At 64.7% G+C, this 17807-nt stretch carries 16 protein-coding genes and 1 tRNA gene; 7 read left to right on the plus strand and 10 right to left on the minus strand.

Annotated elements, in window-relative coordinates:
• On the plus strand, window positions 1–568 hold a 568-nt coding region (locus tag AC1DW9_RS20240), incomplete at its 5' end, for a hypothetical protein (RefSeq protein ID WP_476855167.1).
• Window positions 569–791: 223 nt separating this feature from the next.
• Here the strand turns inward: AC1DW9_RS20240 and AC1DW9_RS20245 are convergent.
• A tRNA-Pro gene (locus AC1DW9_RS20245) sits at window positions 792–869 on the minus strand.
• 338 nt (window positions 870–1207) lie between these two features.
• Here AC1DW9_RS20245 and AC1DW9_RS20250 point away from each other — a divergent pair.
• Window positions 1208–2023, plus strand: a complete 816-nt coding sequence (locus AC1DW9_RS20250) for a class I SAM-dependent methyltransferase (RefSeq protein WP_441508347.1) — start codon at window positions 1208–1210, stop codon at window positions 2021–2023.
• Between the two features lie 96 nt (window positions 2024–2119).
• Here AC1DW9_RS20250 and AC1DW9_RS20255 read toward each other — a convergent pair whose 3' ends face one another.
• Both AC1DW9_RS20255 and AC1DW9_RS20260 read right to left on the minus strand, forming a co-directional pair.
• Window positions 2120–3385, minus strand: coding sequence for an O-antigen ligase family protein (locus AC1DW9_RS20255; protein ID WP_441508348.1), 1266 nt, complete (start codon window positions 3383–3385; stop codon window positions 2120–2122).
• A complete protein-coding gene (locus tag AC1DW9_RS20260) occupies window positions 3382–4929 on the minus strand; it encodes an undecaprenyl-phosphate glucose phosphotransferase (protein WP_476776351.1) in 1548 nt (515 codons plus the stop codon). Before AC1DW9_RS20260 ends, AC1DW9_RS20255 begins: the two co-directional genes overlap by 4 nt.
• Before the next feature lie 530 nt (window positions 4930–5459).
• Between AC1DW9_RS20260 and AC1DW9_RS20265 the strand changes: the two genes are divergently transcribed.
• On the plus strand, window positions 5460–5816 hold the full coding sequence (locus tag AC1DW9_RS20265) for a DMT family transporter (RefSeq protein ID WP_476776352.1): 357 nt from the start codon (window positions 5460–5462) through the stop codon (window positions 5814–5816).
• Window positions 5817–5818: 2 nt separating this feature from the next.
• Window positions 5819–6151 carry a multidrug/spermidine efflux SMR transporter subunit MdtI gene (mdtI, locus tag AC1DW9_RS20270; protein ID WP_476776386.1) on the plus strand — a complete coding sequence of 111 codons (333 nt, stop codon included), beginning with the start codon at window positions 5819–5821 and terminating at the stop codon, window positions 6149–6151.
• Window positions 6152–6269: 118 nt separating this feature from the next.
• Here the strand turns inward: mdtI and AC1DW9_RS20275 are convergent, their stop codons facing one another.
• Window positions 6270–7439 carry a glycosyltransferase family 4 protein gene (locus AC1DW9_RS20275; protein ID WP_476770324.1) on the minus strand — a complete coding sequence of 390 codons (1170 nt, stop codon included), beginning with the start codon at window positions 7437–7439 and terminating at the stop codon, window positions 6270–6272.
• Between the two features lie 20 nt (window positions 7440–7459).
• Window positions 7460–8020 carry a polysaccharide biosynthesis/export family protein gene (locus AC1DW9_RS20280; protein WP_476770325.1) on the minus strand — a complete coding sequence of 187 codons (561 nt, stop codon included), beginning with the start codon at window positions 8018–8020 and terminating at the stop codon, window positions 7460–7462.
• A 193-nt stretch (window positions 8021–8213) separates the two neighbouring features.
• Here AC1DW9_RS20280 and AC1DW9_RS20285 point away from each other — a divergent pair, with 193 nt between their 5' ends.
• On the plus strand, window positions 8214–10388 hold the full coding sequence (locus AC1DW9_RS20285) for a GumC family protein (RefSeq protein WP_476776353.1): 2175 nt from the start codon (window positions 8214–8216) through the stop codon (window positions 10386–10388).
• A 112-nt stretch (window positions 10389–10500) separates the two neighbouring features.
• Here AC1DW9_RS20285 and AC1DW9_RS20290 read toward each other — a convergent pair whose 3' ends face one another.
• Window positions 10501–11778 (minus strand): GNAT family N-acetyltransferase, encoded by a 1278-nt coding sequence (locus AC1DW9_RS20290; RefSeq protein WP_441508353.1) that lies wholly within the window; start codon window positions 11776–11778, stop codon window positions 10501–10503.
• Window positions 11779–11884: 106 nt separating this feature from the next.
• On the opposite strand from AC1DW9_RS20290, the gene AC1DW9_RS20295 reads away from it, so the two are divergent.
• A complete protein-coding gene (locus AC1DW9_RS20295) occupies window positions 11885–12937 on the plus strand; it encodes a polysaccharide deacetylase family protein (protein WP_476776354.1) in 1053 nt (350 codons plus the stop codon).
• A gap of 92 nt (window positions 12938–13029) precedes the next feature.
• On the opposite strand, the gene AC1DW9_RS20300 is transcribed toward AC1DW9_RS20295, so the two are convergent.
• Entirely contained in the window at window positions 13030–13242 is a 213-nt protein-coding gene (locus tag AC1DW9_RS20300) for a DUF2842 domain-containing protein (RefSeq protein ID WP_069881058.1), read from the minus strand.
• Window positions 13243–13366: 124 nt separating this feature from the next.
• Here AC1DW9_RS20300 and AC1DW9_RS20305 point away from each other — a divergent pair, with 124 nt between their 5' ends.
• Window positions 13367–14446: a COX15/CtaA family protein gene (locus tag AC1DW9_RS20305; protein ID WP_476770328.1), complete on the plus strand. Its 1080-nt coding sequence runs from the start codon at window positions 13367–13369 to the stop codon at window positions 14444–14446.
• 129 nt (window positions 14447–14575) lie between these two features.
• Here the strand turns inward: AC1DW9_RS20305 and AC1DW9_RS20310 are convergent, their stop codons facing one another.
• The 3 genes from AC1DW9_RS20310 to AC1DW9_RS20320 form a co-directional block, all read right to left on the minus strand.
• The gene (locus tag AC1DW9_RS20310) at window positions 14576–15853 is read right to left on the minus strand and encodes an O-acetylhomoserine aminocarboxypropyltransferase (protein ID WP_476776355.1); all 1278 of its coding nucleotides are present in this window, start codon (window positions 15851–15853) and stop codon (window positions 14576–14578) included.
• 67 nt (window positions 15854–15920) lie between these two features.
• The gene (locus tag AC1DW9_RS20315) at window positions 15921–17150 is read right to left on the minus strand and encodes an FAD-dependent oxidoreductase (RefSeq protein ID WP_476776356.1); all 1230 of its coding nucleotides are present in this window, start codon (window positions 17148–17150) and stop codon (window positions 15921–15923) included.
• Between the two features lie 25 nt (window positions 17151–17175).
• Window positions 17176–17706: a CoA-binding protein gene (locus AC1DW9_RS20320; RefSeq protein WP_476776357.1), complete on the minus strand. Its 531-nt coding sequence runs from the start codon at window positions 17704–17706 to the stop codon at window positions 17176–17178.
• Between the last annotated feature and the right edge of the window lie 101 nt (window positions 17707–17807).

The following is a 17807-nucleotide window of genomic DNA, read 5'->3' on the forward strand; positions in this document are numbered from 1 at the left end:
CAATCTCACGGCGCTGCAGGTCAGGAGCTGGCAGCGTATCCTGCGCGAGGCCCGGGCCGCGCTCGAGGAGGAAGATCGCCAGACCCCTTCGGTCCTCAATAAGGTGAAACTGGCATTCGTCCGTTTGGCATCGTTGAGCAGTTTGGCCGGACGCGGCGCGCAGGCCGGAAGCGACTACAACAGGCCGTTCGCGCAGCGCGCGTATTTCGCAGACCAGCTGCAGATCCTGCAGCGTATCGCCACGCTGTCTCGACAGAACGGCACCAGGCTCATTGTGGCCGTCAGCCCGCTCCACCGTGCCGTCGAGAGCCGCTATTTGCCGAAGGATCTCGCGCAAGCGCTTGATCAGGTTGCGCGTGTCACGCCGCTCTGGGACTTCACGGGCGCCGACTGGCTCTCGGACGATCCGAACTATTGGATGGGCGACCAGGCTCACTATTCCGCTGAGGTCGGCCGCATGATGCTGGCCCGCATTTTCGGCGAGCCGATGCCGCCCAACTGGGAACGATTCGGCCGGTTGAGGGGAGCGGAGGGCGCCGTCGCTTCAAAGGTCGATGCGCGGCGCTGAAGTGCGCCGCCGCTTGATTCTCTTCCCGCCGCGCTCGATCAATTTCCAGATCAGAACAGCATAGCGTCAGAGCTCGGCAGTTCCCTCGCGAGCCGCAACTGACGCTTGGCCCACGTGCTGGAAATGCCAGAATCGCGCTGGTGTAGCCCGAATGTGCCCGAGCAGATACGGCGCCGCGGCATCTTAATGCCGTTCGCCAACTCAATGGTTCCATGAGGTTTTATGGTCGGAGCGAGAGGATTCGAACCTCCGACCCCTTGTCCCCCAGACAAGTGCGCTAACCGGGCTGCGCTACGCTCCGACAGGGCGGCTTATAGAGGGGTGGGCGCGCGGATGCAACGCGCTTCGGCATACTCTCCGCAGGGTTTTTCAGAAGCGCTGCATCGCCGCCATGCCGCGCTGCCATATCTCGCGCCAAGCCTTGGTTCGGGGCGCGAAAGAACCACGTCCACCTGCGCTTTCGGCGTGCACCGGGAACAAGCGCCAAGGGGCTCCATGGCAGGAGCCGGCTGGACGCATACCCTTGAGCGATAGCCTTCCGGCTTCGAAACCGTCGGCATTAACTGCATGTTAAGCAAAACATTGCGGAGAGAGCCGTTCGTCCACATCCTCCCTCCCGGATGATCGGTGGAGAGTGGCATGACCGCGACGATTGCGTTGGGTGCGAAGGGAACAGCCGCAAGGGCGACACGGAATCAGGACCGCGCTCTCGAAACCTTCTTCGCCGAGCTGCAGCCCGATTGGCATTCGCGCTGGGCCTGGAAGAACTACGAGCGGACGATTCTCGCCCTGACCCGACAGTTCGGCTTGAGGCGGATCTGCGAGATCGGTGGTGGCCGCGACCCGCTGTTCTCCGCCGCCGAAGCCGCCAGCCATGGTCTGGACCTCGTCGTCAATGATATCGACGCGAACGAGTTGGCCTTGTCGGCGCCCGGCCTGCGGACGGCGCGTTTCGACATTGCTGGCGATCTGTCCGAACCTGATGTCGAATGCGGCGGCTACGACCTGATGGTCTCGCGCATGGTCTTCGAGCATATCCGGGATGTCGAGCGGGCCTGGACGAACATCCATGCGCTGCTGGCGCCAGGCGGAATGGCGCTGGCCTTCTTCCCGACGCTCTGGGCGCCGGTCTTCGCGCTGAACCACATCCTGCCGGAGGCCGCCTCGCGCGCCATCTTGCACGCGCTGTTTCCGGCACGTCGGCAGGACGGCAGCGATCCAAAATTCCCGGCCCATTACGACTGGTGCCGCGGCAGCCGCGCGCAGCTGACGCCGATGCTCAACCGGGCCGGATTCCGCGATGTTCACGTCCAGCGCTTCTGGGGGCATGGCTATTTCGAGCGCTTGCCGGGGCTGCGGGAGATCGACCACGCCTTCAACCTGCTGGCTGCGAAAACGGGCTGGGACCTGGTGACGACCTACGACTACGTGCTGGTCCGCAAGGCGCCGGTCTAGGACACCGACCTGAAAAATGGATTGCGGTCTTGGGGAAGCCGATGCGGACACAGAAGGGCAGGTCAGAGAACCGGAGACGATATCCAGTCCGATGACCTATGCCCGACCAGCGGGCAATCGTCCGCGCGGGAGTTGACCGGCAGCGTTGCCCGGCTTGAGCGCTGCCAGGCCCCAGACCAGCCCGAGCAGCAGGTAGAAGTGCCGCCAGTGGTCCGTGTCGATCTGGACACCCTGCAGGATGGTGATGAACAGCACCGACCACAGCACGATCGCGTGGTTCTGCCAGGGCGAGCGGTTGAAGACGAGACGCCAGCCGACATAGCAGGTGGTGACCATCAAGCCGAGATAGGCGATGCCGCCGAGCCAGCCATAGGAGGCGAACGCATTGATGTAGACGTTGTGCGGATCTTCCGGGAAATGCCAACGGAAGCGCAACGGGCCAAGCCCGTTGGGCGCATCGAGGAGGAGCGGGAGCGAGCGCAGCTGGCTGCCGAATCGGCCGGTTACGCCCTGGTCGTAGCTCTGGTTGAGGCTGGCGCGAATCTCGAAGATGTCGCGGATGCTCTCGAACGAGAGCGCGATCAGCAATGCGACAAGGATGCCCCCAAGCGCAGTGAGGGTGAGCATCACGATCCGGGCGCGGCGCGCAGCGTTGGGTGCAGTCAGGAACATCAGCCCGACCATCATCAGGGCCGAGCCGGCCAGATTGCCCCAGGCCCCGCGCGAGAAGGCCAGCAGCACGGCCATCAGCGGCACGCTCATCACCAGGAAGCCGCGTATCAGGCCCAGGCGCCCAATCAGGATATGCTGCAGCGCGTAGACGATAGGCACCACGAGGAAGGGCCCCAGCACATTGGGATCCTTGAACGTGCCGGAGGCGCGGCCGGCATAGGAGAAGACGTCGGAAAGGCCGGCGATGTCGAAATAGCCGAGGATGCCGGCAAAGCTCGCGCACCAGGCGGCGAAGAGATAGCCCTTGCGCAGGGTTTCCAGCCGGCCGAGCGGGTCCTCCGCCATGATGGCCGCGAAGAAGATCGCAGTGATCATCAGGTAGACCGAGACGGCTGTGAAGCGCACGGAGGCCGGCTCGTCCATCCACGGAATTAGCGAGAAGATGCCGCCGATATTGTAGAGTAGCAGCAGAACGACCATCGGCAGCAGCTTTTGCGAGAAGCGGATGCCTGTCAGAGCGAAGACGAACAGCGTGAGCAGGAAGAAGAATTCATAGGGTGACGGCTCGATCAGCGCGAAGCCGCTGGAGGCGGTCAGCAGCCAGAGCGTGCCTCGCTTGATCGAGGCCAAGGACACCCTCAGGCCGCGACGGCCGCCTTCATCTCCCGCGCGGTCGGCGAGCGCGCTCAATAGGCGTTCTCGGACTTGGTCAGCAGCGAGATCGGCGTCTTGTACAGAATGTAGAGATCGAGCATCACGGACCAGTTTTCGATGTAGTACAGGTCGTGCTCGACGCGGCGCTGGATCTTGTCCTCGGTGTCGGTCTCCCCGCGCCAGCCATGGATCTGAGCCCAGCCGGTGATGCCCGGCTTGACCCTGTGGCGGGCGAAATAGCCGTCGACCACCTGCTCATAGGCGCGGCTGTCGGCCTTGCCGTGGACGACATGCGGGCGGGGGCCGACCAGCGAGAGATTGCCCTTGAACACCACGTTGAAGAGCTGCGGCAACTCGTCGATCGAAGTCTTGCGGATGAAACGGCCGACGCGGGTGACGCGCGGATCATCCTTGGTCACCAGCTTGCTGGCGGTAACATCCTGCATCTCGTGATAGAGCGAGCGGAACTTGAAGACTTCGATCTGTTCGTTGTTGAAGCCGTAGCGCTTCTGCCGGAACAGGACCGGCCCCTTCGAGTCGAGCTTCACCGCGATCGCCGTGATCAGAAGAACCGGCGAGAGGGCGATCAGGGCAAGGGTGCCGACGATCTTGTCGAACAGCCATTTCACCACGATGTCCCAGTCCGCGATCGGCCGGTCGAACACATCGAGCACCGGCACCGCGCCGATATAGGAATAGGAGCGCGGTCGTAGCCGCAGCTTCGACATATGGGCGGAGAGACGGATGTCGATCGGCAGAACCCAGAGCTTGCGCAGCATCTGCAGGATGCGTCCCTCCGCCGAGATCGGCAGGGTGAAGATCACCAGGTCGAGCTTGGTGCGGCGGGCGAACTCGACAAGGTCGTCGATCGTGCCGAGCTTTGGATAGCCGGCGACGAGATCGGGCGAGCGATCGTCGTTGCGATCGTCGAAGACGCCGCAAATCTGCAGTCCGGAGTCCTTTTCCGCTTCGAGCGCCTTGATCAACGCTTCGCCCGCAGCGCCGCCGCCGACGATGGCCGTGCGCCGCTCGAGCCGTCCCGTGCGTGTCAGCCGGCGCACGGCCATCGTCACGAGAAGGCGCTCGCCGAGCAGGGCTGCGAGACCGCCGCCATAGAAGCCAGCCAGCCAGACCCGGGAAAACTGGCTTCCGACCTTCATGAAGAAGAAGGCGGCGAGTGCGATCAGGAACAGCATGGTCCAGCCCGCGACGAGCCGGGCAGCCGTCGGGACGAAATGGCGCAAAGCGCCTATATGGTAGAGATGCAGCGCCTGGAAGGCGGCGAGTGCGCCGACGCTCACCAGGAGAACGGTGATCTGATAGAGAAGGGTGCTGCTGGTGGTGCCCGCGACATAGAACCAGTAGACCAGCCCTGCCACGCTGACGATGGCCAGAACGTCGAACAGGCGCACCAGGCCTTCGATCAGGACCGGGGAGAGTGTCGGCTTGACCGGCATCGCCGCGATGCGTTCGGCCAGGGGATGGAAAGCGCGGGTCGAACCCGTCTTGCTCCCCCCGGCTGGATCTGATGCTCCGGCCGCGTCGGCCTGGATCAGGTCACGCACATCGAAAGTGCCCATCACACGCTACCTCTACTCAGACCGGAGCAATACTCACCTCCCGGTCCCGGCTTGCGATTAGCTCAAAATGCTCTCGGAAGGCTTAATCCGATGCTTCGCTGTCTTGTGGCCAGCAAGGAGACTCTACGGCATTCCGGACCATCGCGAACGGTCCAGTTTATCCCCCTGCAAGCGGCGTCTCAAACCCGATGCAAAGAAAGTTGATTTTCTCTCGTCCGGCCAAGGAATTAGCTCACTCCCATTTTTTCCGATTTTGCATCGAAAAGCAGTCGTTTCTGGCCCATAAAGTTGATGTTGGTTGACAAAAAGCATTAAAACGGGCATATCCATTCGCGATGAGTGTCTGAGAAGAACATTTCTGAGCGATGCCCGCGGTTGCCAATTCAGGCAATTGGGCAAGTCGCTGTGCAGCCCCAGCAGTTCAATCTGCCAGGGCTTGGTCTTCGAAACTCGTTCGTAAAAACTCTAACTTTGCTTAGCTGCCTAACGTCGCTTCCCGACGGTAAGCGCCGGCTTCGCCCGTGTGCATCATGTCTTTTCATTGGTTGGTTCTGCTCGCAGCGATTGCTGTCGAGATTGTCGCGACGGCCGCGTTGAAGTCGGTCGTCGCTGAGCCGTGGCTCATCACGGCTCTACCGCTCGTTCTGATCGGATTGTCCTTCGCGCTGCTCAGCGTGGCGCTGCGTGTCATCCCCATGGCGGTTGCCTATGCCGTCTGGGAGGGGCTCGGCATCGTCGGCATCGCCGCCGCGGGCCATCTTCTCTTCGGCGAGCATCTGACGCCTGAGCGCCTGCTGGCGCTTGCGGTCATCATCGCCGGTATCGTGCTGCTCGAGCGCGGTGTCGGGCACGGTGTCGAGGAGGGTAAGCAGGGGAGGCTGGCGTGACCATGCTTCTTCAGCCGCAGTCGCTTGCCTTTGCCTGGCTTGGGCTTGCGGTCATACTCGAAGTCCTCGGTACCTATCTGCTCAAGCTCTCCGACGGCATGACGCGGCGATTGCTCGGTGCCGTCGGGATGGTCCTCGTCGTCGGCGCCTTCGCGGCCCTGGCACAGGCCATACGCGGCATGGACCTTTCGGTCGCCTACGCGGTCTGGGGCGGAGCGGGGCTGGTGATCACGGCCATCGTTGGAGCCCTTGCCTTCGGGCAGCGGATCTATCTGTCCGGCTGGGTCGGCATCGCGCTGGTCATCGCAGGCGTCGTCGGCCTGAAGTTCCTCTAAAACATCGGCCCGAAAAGTGGAATGCGGTTTTCGGGACAAAGCCGATGCAAACACAAAGGGTTAGGTCACCGGACTGGATACGATTTCCTGTCCGGCGATCTAACGCGACAGTGTTTCATCACGCGTCGATACCGCGTCGCACCAGCGCGACGCGGTATGCTGCCAGTACGCCGTCGATCATCGCGTTGAGGCAGAAGTTCTGGCGGACATGTTGTGCCAGATCGATCGCCTGTGCGCGTCGTTCGGGTTCGGGCATGGCCAGGGTCGCACGAATGCTCCCAGCCAAGATTGCCGGGTCATCGGCCGGTATCAGGCGATGCGCGTGATCCGGGCCATAGATTTCCTTGATGCCGCCGACATTCGTCGAAATCAGCGGCTGGGCTGCTGCCGCCGCTTCAAGGATGACATAGGGCAGCGATTCCGCCCGCGACGGGATCACCATGACATGGGCCTGGGCCAGCGCGGCGCGAATCGGGCCGGGCGGCTCGAACACGCATTGACTGCCGATGCCGCGGTCGAACGTCATCTGCCGCAGCACGGCCTCGTCGGGGCCCGCCCCCACGATCAGGATGCGCGGCTCGAGGCTGTCGCGGCGCTTCAGCAAGGCGAGCGCATCGATCAGCGTATCGACCCCCTTCGCGGAGCGCAGCTCCCCGAGATAGACGAGGTCGAACCTTGCCTTGGCATGGTCGATCGGCTCGAACTCGGCTTCCGAAATACCATTCAGGACGATCCGGTAATCGCTGCGCGGCTTGTGGCCGATATAGGCTTCGAACCGCCCTGCGATGAAGGCGCTCTCGAAGCAGAACATGTCCGTCGCACGCTCCAGCAGCCGTTCGACCGACATATAGATGCGATGCTCGGCGCCGCCGGGCTTGTAGTTGAAGCTGCCGCCATGCGGCGTATAGGCCGTGATATAGCGCCGCTGCGGTGAAACCAGCGCAGGCAGGCGCGCATAGACGCCGCCCTTCGAGCCATGGGCGTGCACGACATCAGGGGAAAGGCGCGCCCGCGTCGCGTTGGCCGCCAGTTGCGCCCTGCAGTCCATGAGGCTCGGGTAGCGCGACATCGGCACGCGCGTGACGCCAAGCGCGAGGTCCGGGCCAAACTCGGCGAAAACCTGGTCGGCACGCACACCGCCGGTATTCGAATCGCAGAAGATGCCGACCTGATGCCCGCGCTCCACTTGCCCGCGAGCCAGATCGAGGACATGGCGAAACAATCCGCCGAGCGGCGCCCGAAAGACGTGCAGGATGCGCAGCGGCTTCATGCCGGGGGCGTCCGCCATGGCCGTCACCTCGTTTGCGCTCAGAACCAGCGTTCCTTGATGACGATCGTGTCGCCCGGCTGCACCTGGTAGGTGATCGGCACCGTCCCGGTGACGAGCTGGCCGTCGATCTGGCGCGTGACCTCGGCATAGTTGCGCTGGCCGCGCGGGGTGAAGCCGCCTGCAATGGCGACCGCGGTCTGCACCGTCATGCCATTCACGAAGGGGAACTGGCCGGAGTTGGTGACTTCGCCCAGGACGAAGAACGGGCGGTAGGTATCGACCTCGACCGAAACCTTGGGTTCGCGCAAAAAACCGCCGCGTAGCTTGCCTTCGATCGCCTGCTCGAGTTGCCGGGTCGTGCGTCCCTGGGCCTCGACGGGGCCGATCAGCGGCATCGAGATGCGCCCGGAACCGTCGACGGCGTAGATGTTCGACAGATTGTCCTGACCGAAGACGATGACGCGCAGCCGGTCGCCGCTGGCGAGCCGATAGGGCACATTGACGTCGACGATCGCGAGTTCCTGCGCTGCATAGCGCGGCGCGCAGGCGCTCGTCGCTAGTGCGACCGCCAGGGCCAGTGGGGCGAGTGATCGACTCATCGCATATTCAGTCCATCCAAATTCTGCCGTCACGTTAGGGTGGCTATGGTTAACAAAAGTTGAGCACGACCTCCCTCGCTGCCCCCCCTCGCTGGAGATGCCGCCACCTCTTAACTCGCCAATAACCTTAATCAGCTTTGATTGACCCTGCGTCCTGTGCTGGGCGCGCGAGTTTTGCGTGAATGGGTGAGTCATGACCTCTCGATCCGATGACGGAATGCGGGATGCCGGCGAGAACCGCGGCGACATGCTCGATCTTTCCGCGCTCTGGGCCGCCATCAAGCGGCGCAAGCTCTGGGTGCTCGGCCCCACAGTGCTGGCGCTCGGCCTCTCCTTCGTCGCCGTCAATCTGGTCACGCCGCGCTACACGGGCGAGGCGCGGCTCCTGCTCGAGAATCGGGACAGCTTCTATACCCGTCCGGGGCAGGGCGGGGCCGAAGCCACAAGCCAGCAATTCGACAGCGAGGGCGTGCAGAGCCAGGTCCAGGTCATCATGTCGCGTGACCTCGCTCGCGAGGCGATCAAGCGCATCGGCCTCGTCGGCAATCCCGAATTCGATTCGGGCGCCGGCGCGCTGAGTGCGCTGAAGCGGCTTGGCGTGCTGGTCGGGCTGGGCGCGCATCCGGCCGATCGCTCGCCCGAAGAACGCGTGCTCGATCAATTCTACGACCGCCTGCTGGTCTTCCCGGTCGGCCGGTCCCGCATCGTCGCGATCGAGTTCACGTCGCGCGATCCGGCGCTGGCGGCGCGCGGAGCCAACGAGATCGCCAATATCTATCTCGAGATGCTGGAGGCGGCGAAGCAGGACACCGCGCGCAGCGCTTCGTCCTGGCTCTCAACCACGATCGAGCCGCTGCGCAAGCGCGTCGCCGAGGCGGAGGGCAAGGTCGAGGACTTCCGCTCGCGCAACGGACTGCTCGTCGGAACGAACAACACCACCATCACCGCACAGCAATTGGCGGACCTCTCCACCCAGCTCTCCAATGCCCGCAGTCAACAGGCCGAGGCCCAGGCCAAGGCCAGCGTCATTCGCGATGCGATGAAGAGCGGGCGGACCTTCGAGATTCCGGACGTTGCCAACAATGAACTGGTCCGCCGTCTGATCGAGCAGCGCGTCAATCTGCGCGCCCAGATCGCGCTGGAATCGCGCTCGCTCCTGCCCGGGCACCCGCGCATCAAGGAACTCAGCGCCCAGCTCGCCGATCTGGAGGGCCAGATCCGCGCGGCCGCCGAGCGCACGGTTCGCACCCTGGAGAACGAGGCACGCATCTCCGGCCAGCGCGTCGACAGCTTCACGGCCGCCCTCGAGGGGCAGAAGAAGAATGTCTCGAGCGCCAACGACAAGGAAGTGCAGCTGCGAGCGCTGGAGCGCGAGGCACGCACCCTGCGCGATCAGCTCGAGCAATATATGCAGCGCTATCGCGAGGCCGTGGCGCGCGACACCCAGAACGCCAGCCCGGCCGATGCACGCATCATTTCGCGCGCCGTCGAACCCACCGAGCCGTCCTTCCCGAAGAAGATCCCGATCATCCTCGTTGCGACGCTCGCGACCTTCCTCGTCGCGCTCGCCATGGTGGTCTCGCGTGAGCTCCTCAACGGCACTGCGGGGTCATCGCCCGGCTCCAATGGCCCGCGGCGTGCGCCGGGCTGGGTCGGCGGCGGCGGGGCTGGGGCCGCGCAACATCCGTCCGACGGAGACGAGCGCCGCGAGCGCGTTGCGGGGCTGCTGACCCATACCGGCCGAGTGGGCCGGGTTCCCCTGGCCGCGGCCGATCCCGAAGGGGCTCTTACGGCGCTTTCCGAGCGAATTGCGGCGCCTCCCGCCGAGATGGCGCCGCTGGCCGTGCTGCTCGACGGGGCCGGTCCCGAAGCGATGTCGGCACGGGATCTCGCGGAACTGCTGTCCCGCCACTCCCGTTGCGTGCTGGTCGACCTTGCCAGCGACGATGACGAACTGGATGAGCTGGGGTTCTCCGAGCTTCTTGCCGGCGAGGCCCAGTTCTCCGAGATCATCATGCGCGAACCGGGCTCGCGGCTGCATCGCATCAGCGCTGGACGCGCAGGGCGCAGGGCGGTTCTGGCCGCGCCTGATATCGTCGAGGTGGCGCTCGATGCGCTCTGCGAGACCTATGACTGGGTCTTGGTCTCGGCGACTTCGGGCGATGAGAGCGCCGTGCTCGCACCGCTGGTCGGACGTGCGCAAGGTGTCTTCGTCATGGCGGGCAGCATCGGCAACGGGCACGCCATGGAGGCCGCCTATCGGCTCGCCGATTTGACGACGGCGCCGGTTTCTCTCGTCGTGGACAAGCTCGAGGAGACGGCGGGCGTGCCATTTTCCGTCCGCGAGCATGATGCGGCGATGGCCTGAGCCGAAGCTTATCCCGGCCGGGGGCGGCCGGGATCGTCAGGGCCCCGTGGCCCTGCACCTCCTGCGAGATGCGCAGACCTTGCGCATCTGATTTTGCGAGAGGCGTTGCCGCTCAGTCGTCGTCAGTGGCGAGTGTTCGGTTCCGGTTCAGCCAGCCCGAGGCGCGTTGTGCGAGCTTCAGTGCCACTGGAGAGCTCTTGATCCTGCGCTTCGCGGCACGTTTGGCCCGGCTGAACAGGACAAAGGCATGCCCCTTCGGCGTCAACGGCAGGAAGGTGTCGACGAGTTCGTCCCGGTCGTCGCATACCGTCGTCTTGTAGCGGGCTTCGCCGACGCCGAGGTCGAAGACCTCGATTCCGGCACGACATTTCAGCTTGATCAAGTCGACCAGCAGGATCTCGCCAGGGCTCGACTTGGCGAGGTCGCCGTCCATGTCGAAGGATGTGGCCATGCCTGAGAAACGCTGGCCCTGCACGGCGCCGACATAGGTTGCGACACAGCGGCCATCGAGATCGAGCGAGTAGAGCTCGAGAACGGGCGTGTCAGTGCGGTCAGGGCTTGCTCCCTGGCGCAGGAAGTCACCCAGGGCGGGCTCCGCGAAGGGGTTTGGAACGCCCATGCTGGCAAACCGCGCCGCCTTCTGGCTCAGGAAAGCGGAAACGACCCGCTCGATATCCTCCTGGGTTTCGGCCTTGAGCAGGACTGAGCTGCCGAAGCTGGCGAAGCGGTTGCGCTTGTTCTTCAGCTTCTTGCGGGCATGCGAGCTCATCGAGCGCCGCAGCGAGCCTTCGCAGTCTCGTCCCTCCAGCGCGAGCTTGTAGGCTCCGCTCGGACTCGGCCCTGCCGCAAGCTGCGCGAGCGGGTTGGGAACGCCTTGCCAGTCCTTCGGCTGGTTGACGAAGATGAAGGCGTCGAGATCTCCAATGGCCGTGCCGATCTCGACAAGCAGGGCTCGCGCGCCGGCCGTATCGAGGGCGACAGCGAAGGCCGGGGCATAGAGCCCCATATGATAATTGGCGTGCTTGCCGCCGATGAATTCGCCGAAGCGAACGCCGTTGCGCCGTGTCAGCGCCAGCGGCAGGATGGCCTGGGTGCGCCCGGCCGCGTCGCGCAGCGCGGCATATCGGAACTCCGTACCGTGGGCTGCCCCGACCGTCTCGACGAAGGGCCTGATCCAGCCATAGGCCTGGTAGGGCGTCACCAGAGCTGCCGCTTCCAGGCTGCGCCACTCGGCTTCCAGGGCGGCAGGGTCGCTGCTGATCGTGATGCTGTGCCAGGGGCGCGCGCGCTCCCCCCTGCTCCTGATCGCTGTCAGGTTCAGGGCCGAGGCCGGAGTTCCGGCGCGTTCGGCAAGTGCAGACATCGTCTCTGGACCCTCGGGTGGCGGCATTCCTCGCTGTCCTTAACCCGCTATTGTGAACGAACCTGCCAGGTTGGCTTCGACCAGCCGAAGCATCGGCGAACAATATTAGCGAGCGGTTGCTGCCCGGAGCCGGATGAGCCTGCGACACCAAGCCTTTTCCGCCGCATTCAAGGCGATTGCGCTGACCGGCGCCGACCGATGGGCGAAGGACCTCGCTCAGGGCGCGGGCATGATTCTGACCCTGCATCATGTCCGGCCCTGGCGCGAGCGGGGCTTCGCCCCCAATCGTCTGCTGGAGATCACGCCTGAATTCCTCGACCAGACGCTGACACTGATCAAGGCTCAGGGCTATGACATCGTCTCGCTCGATGAAGCGGTGGCGCGACTGCAGAGCCCGCTCTCCCAGCGCTTCTTCGTGGCGCTGACCTTCGACGACGGCTATCGCGACAATCTCGATCATGCCTGGCCGGTCCTGGCCAAGCATGGCGTGCCCTGGACATTGTTCGTGACGACGGGCTTTGCCGAGCGCACCGCGCGGCTCTGGTGGCTGGAAATGGAGGAGGCGATCCGGGCTCTGCCGCGCTTCACCCTGGACTTGCCGGATGGCGGGTTCTCGGCCCGCACCGAATCTGATCGCGAGAAGCAGCTGACCTTCGAGACGCTCTACTGGCGTCTGCGCAAAGGGCCGGAAGCGATTCTGCTGTCAACGATTTCCGATCTTGCACGTCAGGCCGGCATCGATAGCGCAGCCCTGGTCGAGCGCGAATGCCTGCCCTGGGAGACACTGCGCTCGCTCGCCGGCGCGCCCGGCGTGACCATTGGAGCGCATACGCTGAGCCACCCGATGCTGGCCAAGCATCCCGAGGATTTTGCCCGAGCCGAGATCGTCGAGAGCAAGGCACGGCTCGAGCAGGAGCTCGGCCTGCCCATGCGCCATTTCGCCTATCCCGTCGGCGATCCGGGCTCCGCCGGCAAACGTGAATTCGCCCTGGCCAGGGCGGCTGGCTTCACCAGCGCGGTCACCACGCGGCCGGGCCATCTCTTCGATCGGCATGAGCGGCATCTGCATGCGCTGCCGCGTGTCTCGCTGAACGGCTATCACCAGAGCGAGGCAGCGCTGCGGGCGCTGCTGTCGGGGCTGCCGTTCCTGCTCTGGAACAAGGGGCGGCGGCTGAATGTCGCCTAGATCCCATCGGACCGGATATCCCGTCCGATGATCCAGACTTCCATGTTTGCAACGGCTTTTCCGAAAGCCGCAATGCGCATTTCAGGCCGATCTCAGCGTGGCCCGTCCTTCCGCTCCATCCACTTGATCAGCGGCAGCAGGGGCAGCACCCAGGCGAGGCCGAGCGCGATATAGGCGATGGTCTGCACCAGCTTGGGCGCGTCCGTGATCCGCCCCTGCGCCAGTGCCATGGCGACCAGCGCATAGACGCAGACGAAGATCAGGATCACCACGGTGCCGATCAGCTTGCGGTGGCTCTGGGTCATCTCTCGTCTCCATGCCGGCGCGGCTGCGGCATTGCGGGCGTTGTTCGCGTCTTCGCGCGGGTCTATCTGTCACCCCCAACGACGCTTGTGAAGCGCGACATTTGCGACCCGAGGTCCCCATCCCGTGACGATTGCTCTCGATCAGCCGCGTGGCGGCGCTGTCAGCTCCGCCAACCACGCAGGCATCCGCCGCTGGCTCTGGATCGTCGCGGCACTCGTCTTCGCGATGGTCGTGGTCGGCGGCGCGACCCGCCTGACCGGCTCAGGCCTCTCGATCACCGAATGGCGACCGGTCACCGGCGCGATCCCGCCGCTCTCCGACGCCGCCTGGGCGCTGGAATTCGAGAAGTACCGCGCGAGCCCGCAATACCAGCTGCTCAATGCCGGCATGGCGTTGTCGGAATTCAAATTCATCTTCTGGTGGGAGTGGGGGCACCGTCAGCTCGGCCGCTTCATCGGCCTGGTCTATCTCGTCGGCTTCCTTGTCGTCGCCCTCCGCCGGCTCCTGCCTTGGCGCCAGAGTGCCGTGCTGTTCGGCATGGGGCTGCTGCTTGGCCTGCAGGGTACGATCGGCTGGATCATGGTCGCGTCGGGGCTCCAGCCAGGCATGATCGCGGTCGCCCCGGTCAAGCTGACGCTTCATCTCACCTTCGCCGGCCTGTTCTTCGCCGCCGTTGTCGCGTTCGCCACCTGGCTGACCCCGCTGCGGCGGGTCGAGCAGGCGAGGGGCCGCCTGGCCGCCTGGGTGTTGCTGGTGCTCACCTTCGCTCAGATCGCGCTAGGCGGCCTCGTCGCCGGCTCCCGTGCGGGCTTCACCTTCAACACCTGGCCGCTGATGGATGGGGGGCTGGCTCCGGCTTCGTCGACGCTGTTTGCGCAGACGCCGCTCTGGGAGAACTTTGTCGATAACGTCGCCCTGGTGCAGTTCAACCACCGCATCGGCGCCTATCTGCTGCTGGCGGCCGCGCTCTGGCATGCCGTTGCGATGCGCCGCGCAGCGCCTGGGTCAGGCAGTGCCAAGCGCGCAACGGCGATTGCCGGCCTCACCCTGACACAGGCCGCGCTCGGCGTCGTTACGCTGCTTCTGGTGGTCCCGCTCTGGGCGGGGCTCGCCCATCAGGCGCTCGCCTTCATGGTGCTGGCGATGACAGTCGTACATGTCACGCGGAGCGGGGCTGGCACCGCGCATCCAGTCCGGGCCTGACGCCACCGGAACACTGTCGCTCCGAGCGGCAAAGGAAAGAGACCCGGGATCCCGGCCGGAATGGTTCATGGAGGGATCCCGGGTCTGCATTTTTTCCGGGGGGACGCCCCGTCGGAGCGCTGCCGGATGCTAGATCAGCGCCTGATCGAGATCGCCGATCAGGTCGGCCACGTCCTCGAGCCCGATCGAGAGGCGCACGACCTCCGGTCCGGCGCCCGACGCGGTCTTCTGTGCGTCCGAGAGCTGGCGATGCGTCGTCGAGGCGGGGTGGATCACCAGCGAGCGCGTATCGCCGATATTGGCGAGATGCGAGAACAGCTGCAGGTTCGAGACCAGCTTGACACCCGCATCGTAGCCGCCCTTCAGGCCGATGGTGAAGACCGCGCCCGCTCCCTTCGGCGAGTAGCGCTTGGCGAGGTCGTGATACTTATCGCCGTCCAGGCCGGGATAGCTGACCCATTCCACCGCCGGATGCGTCGAGAGGTGCTTTGCGACGGCGAGTGCGCTCTCGCAGTGGCGCTGCATGCGCAGCGGCAGGGTCTCGATGCCCGTCAGGATCATGAAGGCATTGAAGGGCGAGAGCGCCGGGCCCATGTCGCGCAGGCCGAGCACGCGGGTCGCAATGGCGAAGGCAAAATTGCCGAAGGTCTCGCCAAGCACCATGCCGTTATATTCCGGCCGCGGCTTGGACAGCATCGGGTAGCGCTCGTCGCCCACCCAGTTGAACGAGCCGCCATCGACGATCAGGCCGCCGATCGAGTTGCCGTGCCCGCCCAGGAACTTGGTGGCGGAATGCACGATGATGTCGGCGCCGTGCTCGAACGGGCGGATCAGGTAGGGGCTCGCCATCGTGTTGTCGACGATGAGCGGAATGTTGTGCTTCTTGGCGATGGCCGCGACGCCGGCAATGTCGACGATCACCCCGCCCGGATTGGCGATCGACTCGATGAAGATCGCCTTGGTGCGCGGGGTCACCGCGGCGGCGACGCTCTCAAGATCGTCGGAATCGGCCCAGATCACATTCCAGCCGAAATTCTTGTAGGAATGGTTGAACTGGTTGATCGAGCCGCCATAGAGCTTGCGCGCGGCGACGAACTCGTCGCCCGGCTGCAGCAGGGCGTGGAAGCAGAGGAACTCGGCGGCGTGGCCGGATGCGACGGCGAGCGCCGCAGTGCCGCCCTCGAGCGCGGCGACGCGCTCCTCGAGCACCGCGTTGGTCGGGTTGCCGATCCGCGTATAGATGTTGCCGAAAGCCTGCAGGCCGAACAGCGATGCGGCGTGGTCGACATCGTCGAAGACGAAGGATGTCGTCTGGTAGATCGGCGTGGCGCGCGCGCCGGTGGCTGCATCAGGCGCTGCACCGGCATGAATGGCGAGCGTATGGAAACCCGGTGAGCGGTCTGACATGGCGTGCTCCCTGCAAATTCTGATCGTGAAACGGTCCCGTTCGATTTAACGAACGCTCTGTGCGGCGTCAATTCGGCCGGACGGGCCTGAGAGCGGGGCCGATATGCTCCGGCCTGATCCCCAGGCCGATCAGCCGTGCCGGCAGGCGGCGCAGCAGCGGGAAGCGCTGCAGGAGGCGCAGCGGCAGCGGCGGCGCCACCGGTCCGCGGCTGGCGAGCAGCGGCGTGATCACCCGGTTCTGGATGGCGATCTGCATGGATTGGGTGAGTTTTGCCGGGAATTCACGGCGATGCTGCACGGCTGCGAGCGCGGTATCCGTCAGCCGCCTCTCGCGGAGCGGCGCTGCCAGCAGGTTGGCCGTTGCGACGGCATCCTGCACCGCCAGATTGATCCCAACACCGCCGATCGGGGACATCGCATGCGCAGCGTCGCCGATGCAGAGCAGGCCGGGCTTCCACCAGCGCGTCAGGCGATCGACCGCGACCGAGAGCAGCTTGATGTCGTCCCAGCTGCGCAGCTCCGCTATCCGGTCCTTGAGAAAGGGCGAGAGCGCGACGACACCGTCCCGGAAGGCCCGCATGCCCCGGACCTGCAAGGATTCCAGCGAACCCTTGGGGATGATGAAGGCGCATTGCCAGTAGTCGCCGCGATTGAGCATGATGAAGAACCGGCCGCCCGCGACCTGGCCGAATGTCTGGTTGCGATCACTCTTGCTGCGCGACAGCCGGAACCAGAGCACGTCCATCGGCGCGCCGAGCACTTTCACCGGGAGGCCAGACGCCGCGCGCAGATCGGAGCTGCGCCCGTCGGCCGCAACCACGAGATCGGCCCTGATCGAAAGCGGGCCGTCGGGCGCCATGGCCGCGACGCCGGCCACACGCCCGTTCTGCTTGATCAGTCCCTCGGCCTTCGTCTGCATCCGCAGATGGAAGGAGGGCTGCTCGCGTCCCCGTTCCGCCAGGAAATCGAGAAAATCCCATTGCGGCATGAAGGCGACATAGGGAGCCTTGACCGGCAAATGGCTGAAATCGGCGAGCGTGATCTCGTCGTCTCCGAAGCGGGCGACGATATGGTCTTCCTTGCTGTGCGGCAGCTTCAGGAAGGCCTCGAGCAATCCGAGTTCATGCATCAGCTCGAGTGTCGAAGGGTGGATCGTGTCGCCGCGGAAATCCCGCAGGAAATCGGCGTGCTTCTCCAGCACGGTGACTTCGATTCCGGCTCGCGCGAGCAGGAAACCGAGCATCATCCCGGCGGGGCCGCCTCCGGCGATGCAGCAAGTGGTCGTTTCCTCGCGCATCGCCGTTCTCCTGGGGATGGCCTGGTCAGGTCCCGGGCCGGTCGATCGACAATTTCTGGAAGCCCTTGCCGGCCAGTTGCGGCTTCTTGTTCGAGATGATGCGCGAGTTGATGCCCTGCCAGCCGATCTCGCCGGAGAGCCGGCCATACTCGATCTTCGGGCAGCGGTTCATGATCACGGTAAGGCCCTTGGCCTCGGCGCGAGCGGCGGCCGCGTCATTGCGGACGGACAGCTGCATCCAGATCACTTTCGGCAGGGGCGAGAGCGCCAAAGCCTCGTCCGTGATCGGCCCGGCGGCTTCCGAATTGCGGAAGATCTCGACCATGTCGACGGGAACCGGAATCTCCTTCAACGCACCGTAGACCGTCTTGCCGAGCAGCGTCTGGCCGGCAAGGCCGGGATTGACGGGGATGACGTCATAGCCGCGATCGAGCAGATACTTGGTGACGATCCAGCTCGGCCGCGCCTCGTTGGCCGAGGCGCCGACCAGGGCGATGGTTTTCACCTCGCGCAGGATGCGGCGGATTAGCGCATCTTCATAGGCCTCATGATTCAAGGTGCTGAATCCTCACGAGAAATACGCGGCGATCATGCCCCAGCATTTTGGCGCCGAGGGGCTGAACCACAGCTTTGCCACTCTTATCTGATTCAATGGAA

This window comes from Allobosea sp. P4_E12 (assembly GCF_056401655.1).

Bases quoted from the DNA above. Each gene is read 5' to 3' on its own strand.
- AC1DW9_RS20295 (WP_476776354.1), top strand. From the start codon at position 11,885: ATGAGCCTGCGACACCAAGCCTTTTCCGCCGCATTCAAGGCGATTGCG.
- AC1DW9_RS20265 (WP_476776352.1), top strand. From the start codon at position 5,460: ATGTCTTTTCATTGGTTGGTTCTGCTCGCAGCGATTGCTGTCGAGATT.
- AC1DW9_RS20290 (WP_441508353.1), bottom strand. From the start codon at position 11,778: ATGCCGCCACCCGAGGGTCCAGAGACGATGTCTGCACTTGCCGAACGC.
- AC1DW9_RS20260 (WP_476776351.1), bottom strand. From the start codon at position 4,929: ATGGGCACTTTCGATGTGCGTGACCTGATCCAGGCCGACGCGGCCGGA.
- AC1DW9_RS20315 (WP_476776356.1), bottom strand. From the start codon at position 17,150: ATGCGCGAGGAAACGACCACTTGCTGCATCGCCGGAGGCGGCCCCGCC.
- AC1DW9_RS20285 (WP_476776353.1), top strand. From the start codon at position 8,214: ATGACCTCTCGATCCGATGACGGAATGCGGGATGCCGGCGAGAACCGC.
- AC1DW9_RS20280 (WP_476770325.1), bottom strand. From the start codon at position 8,020: ATGAGTCGATCACTCGCCCCACTGGCCCTGGCGGTCGCACTAGCGACG.
- AC1DW9_RS20300 (WP_069881058.1), bottom strand. From the start codon at position 13,242: ATGACCCAGAGCCACCGCAAGCTGATCGGCACCGTGGTGATCCTGATC.
- AC1DW9_RS20250 (WP_441508347.1), top strand. From the start codon at position 1,208: ATGACCGCGACGATTGCGTTGGGTGCGAAGGGAACAGCCGCAAGGGCG.
- mdtI (WP_476776386.1), top strand. From the start codon at position 5,819: ATGCTTCTTCAGCCGCAGTCGCTTGCCTTTGCCTGGCTTGGGCTTGCG.
- AC1DW9_RS20310 (WP_476776355.1), bottom strand. From the start codon at position 15,853: ATGTCAGACCGCTCACCGGGTTTCCATACGCTCGCCATTCATGCCGGT.
- AC1DW9_RS20275 (WP_476770324.1), bottom strand. From the start codon at position 7,439: ATGGCGGACGCCCCCGGCATGAAGCCGCTGCGCATCCTGCACGTCTTT.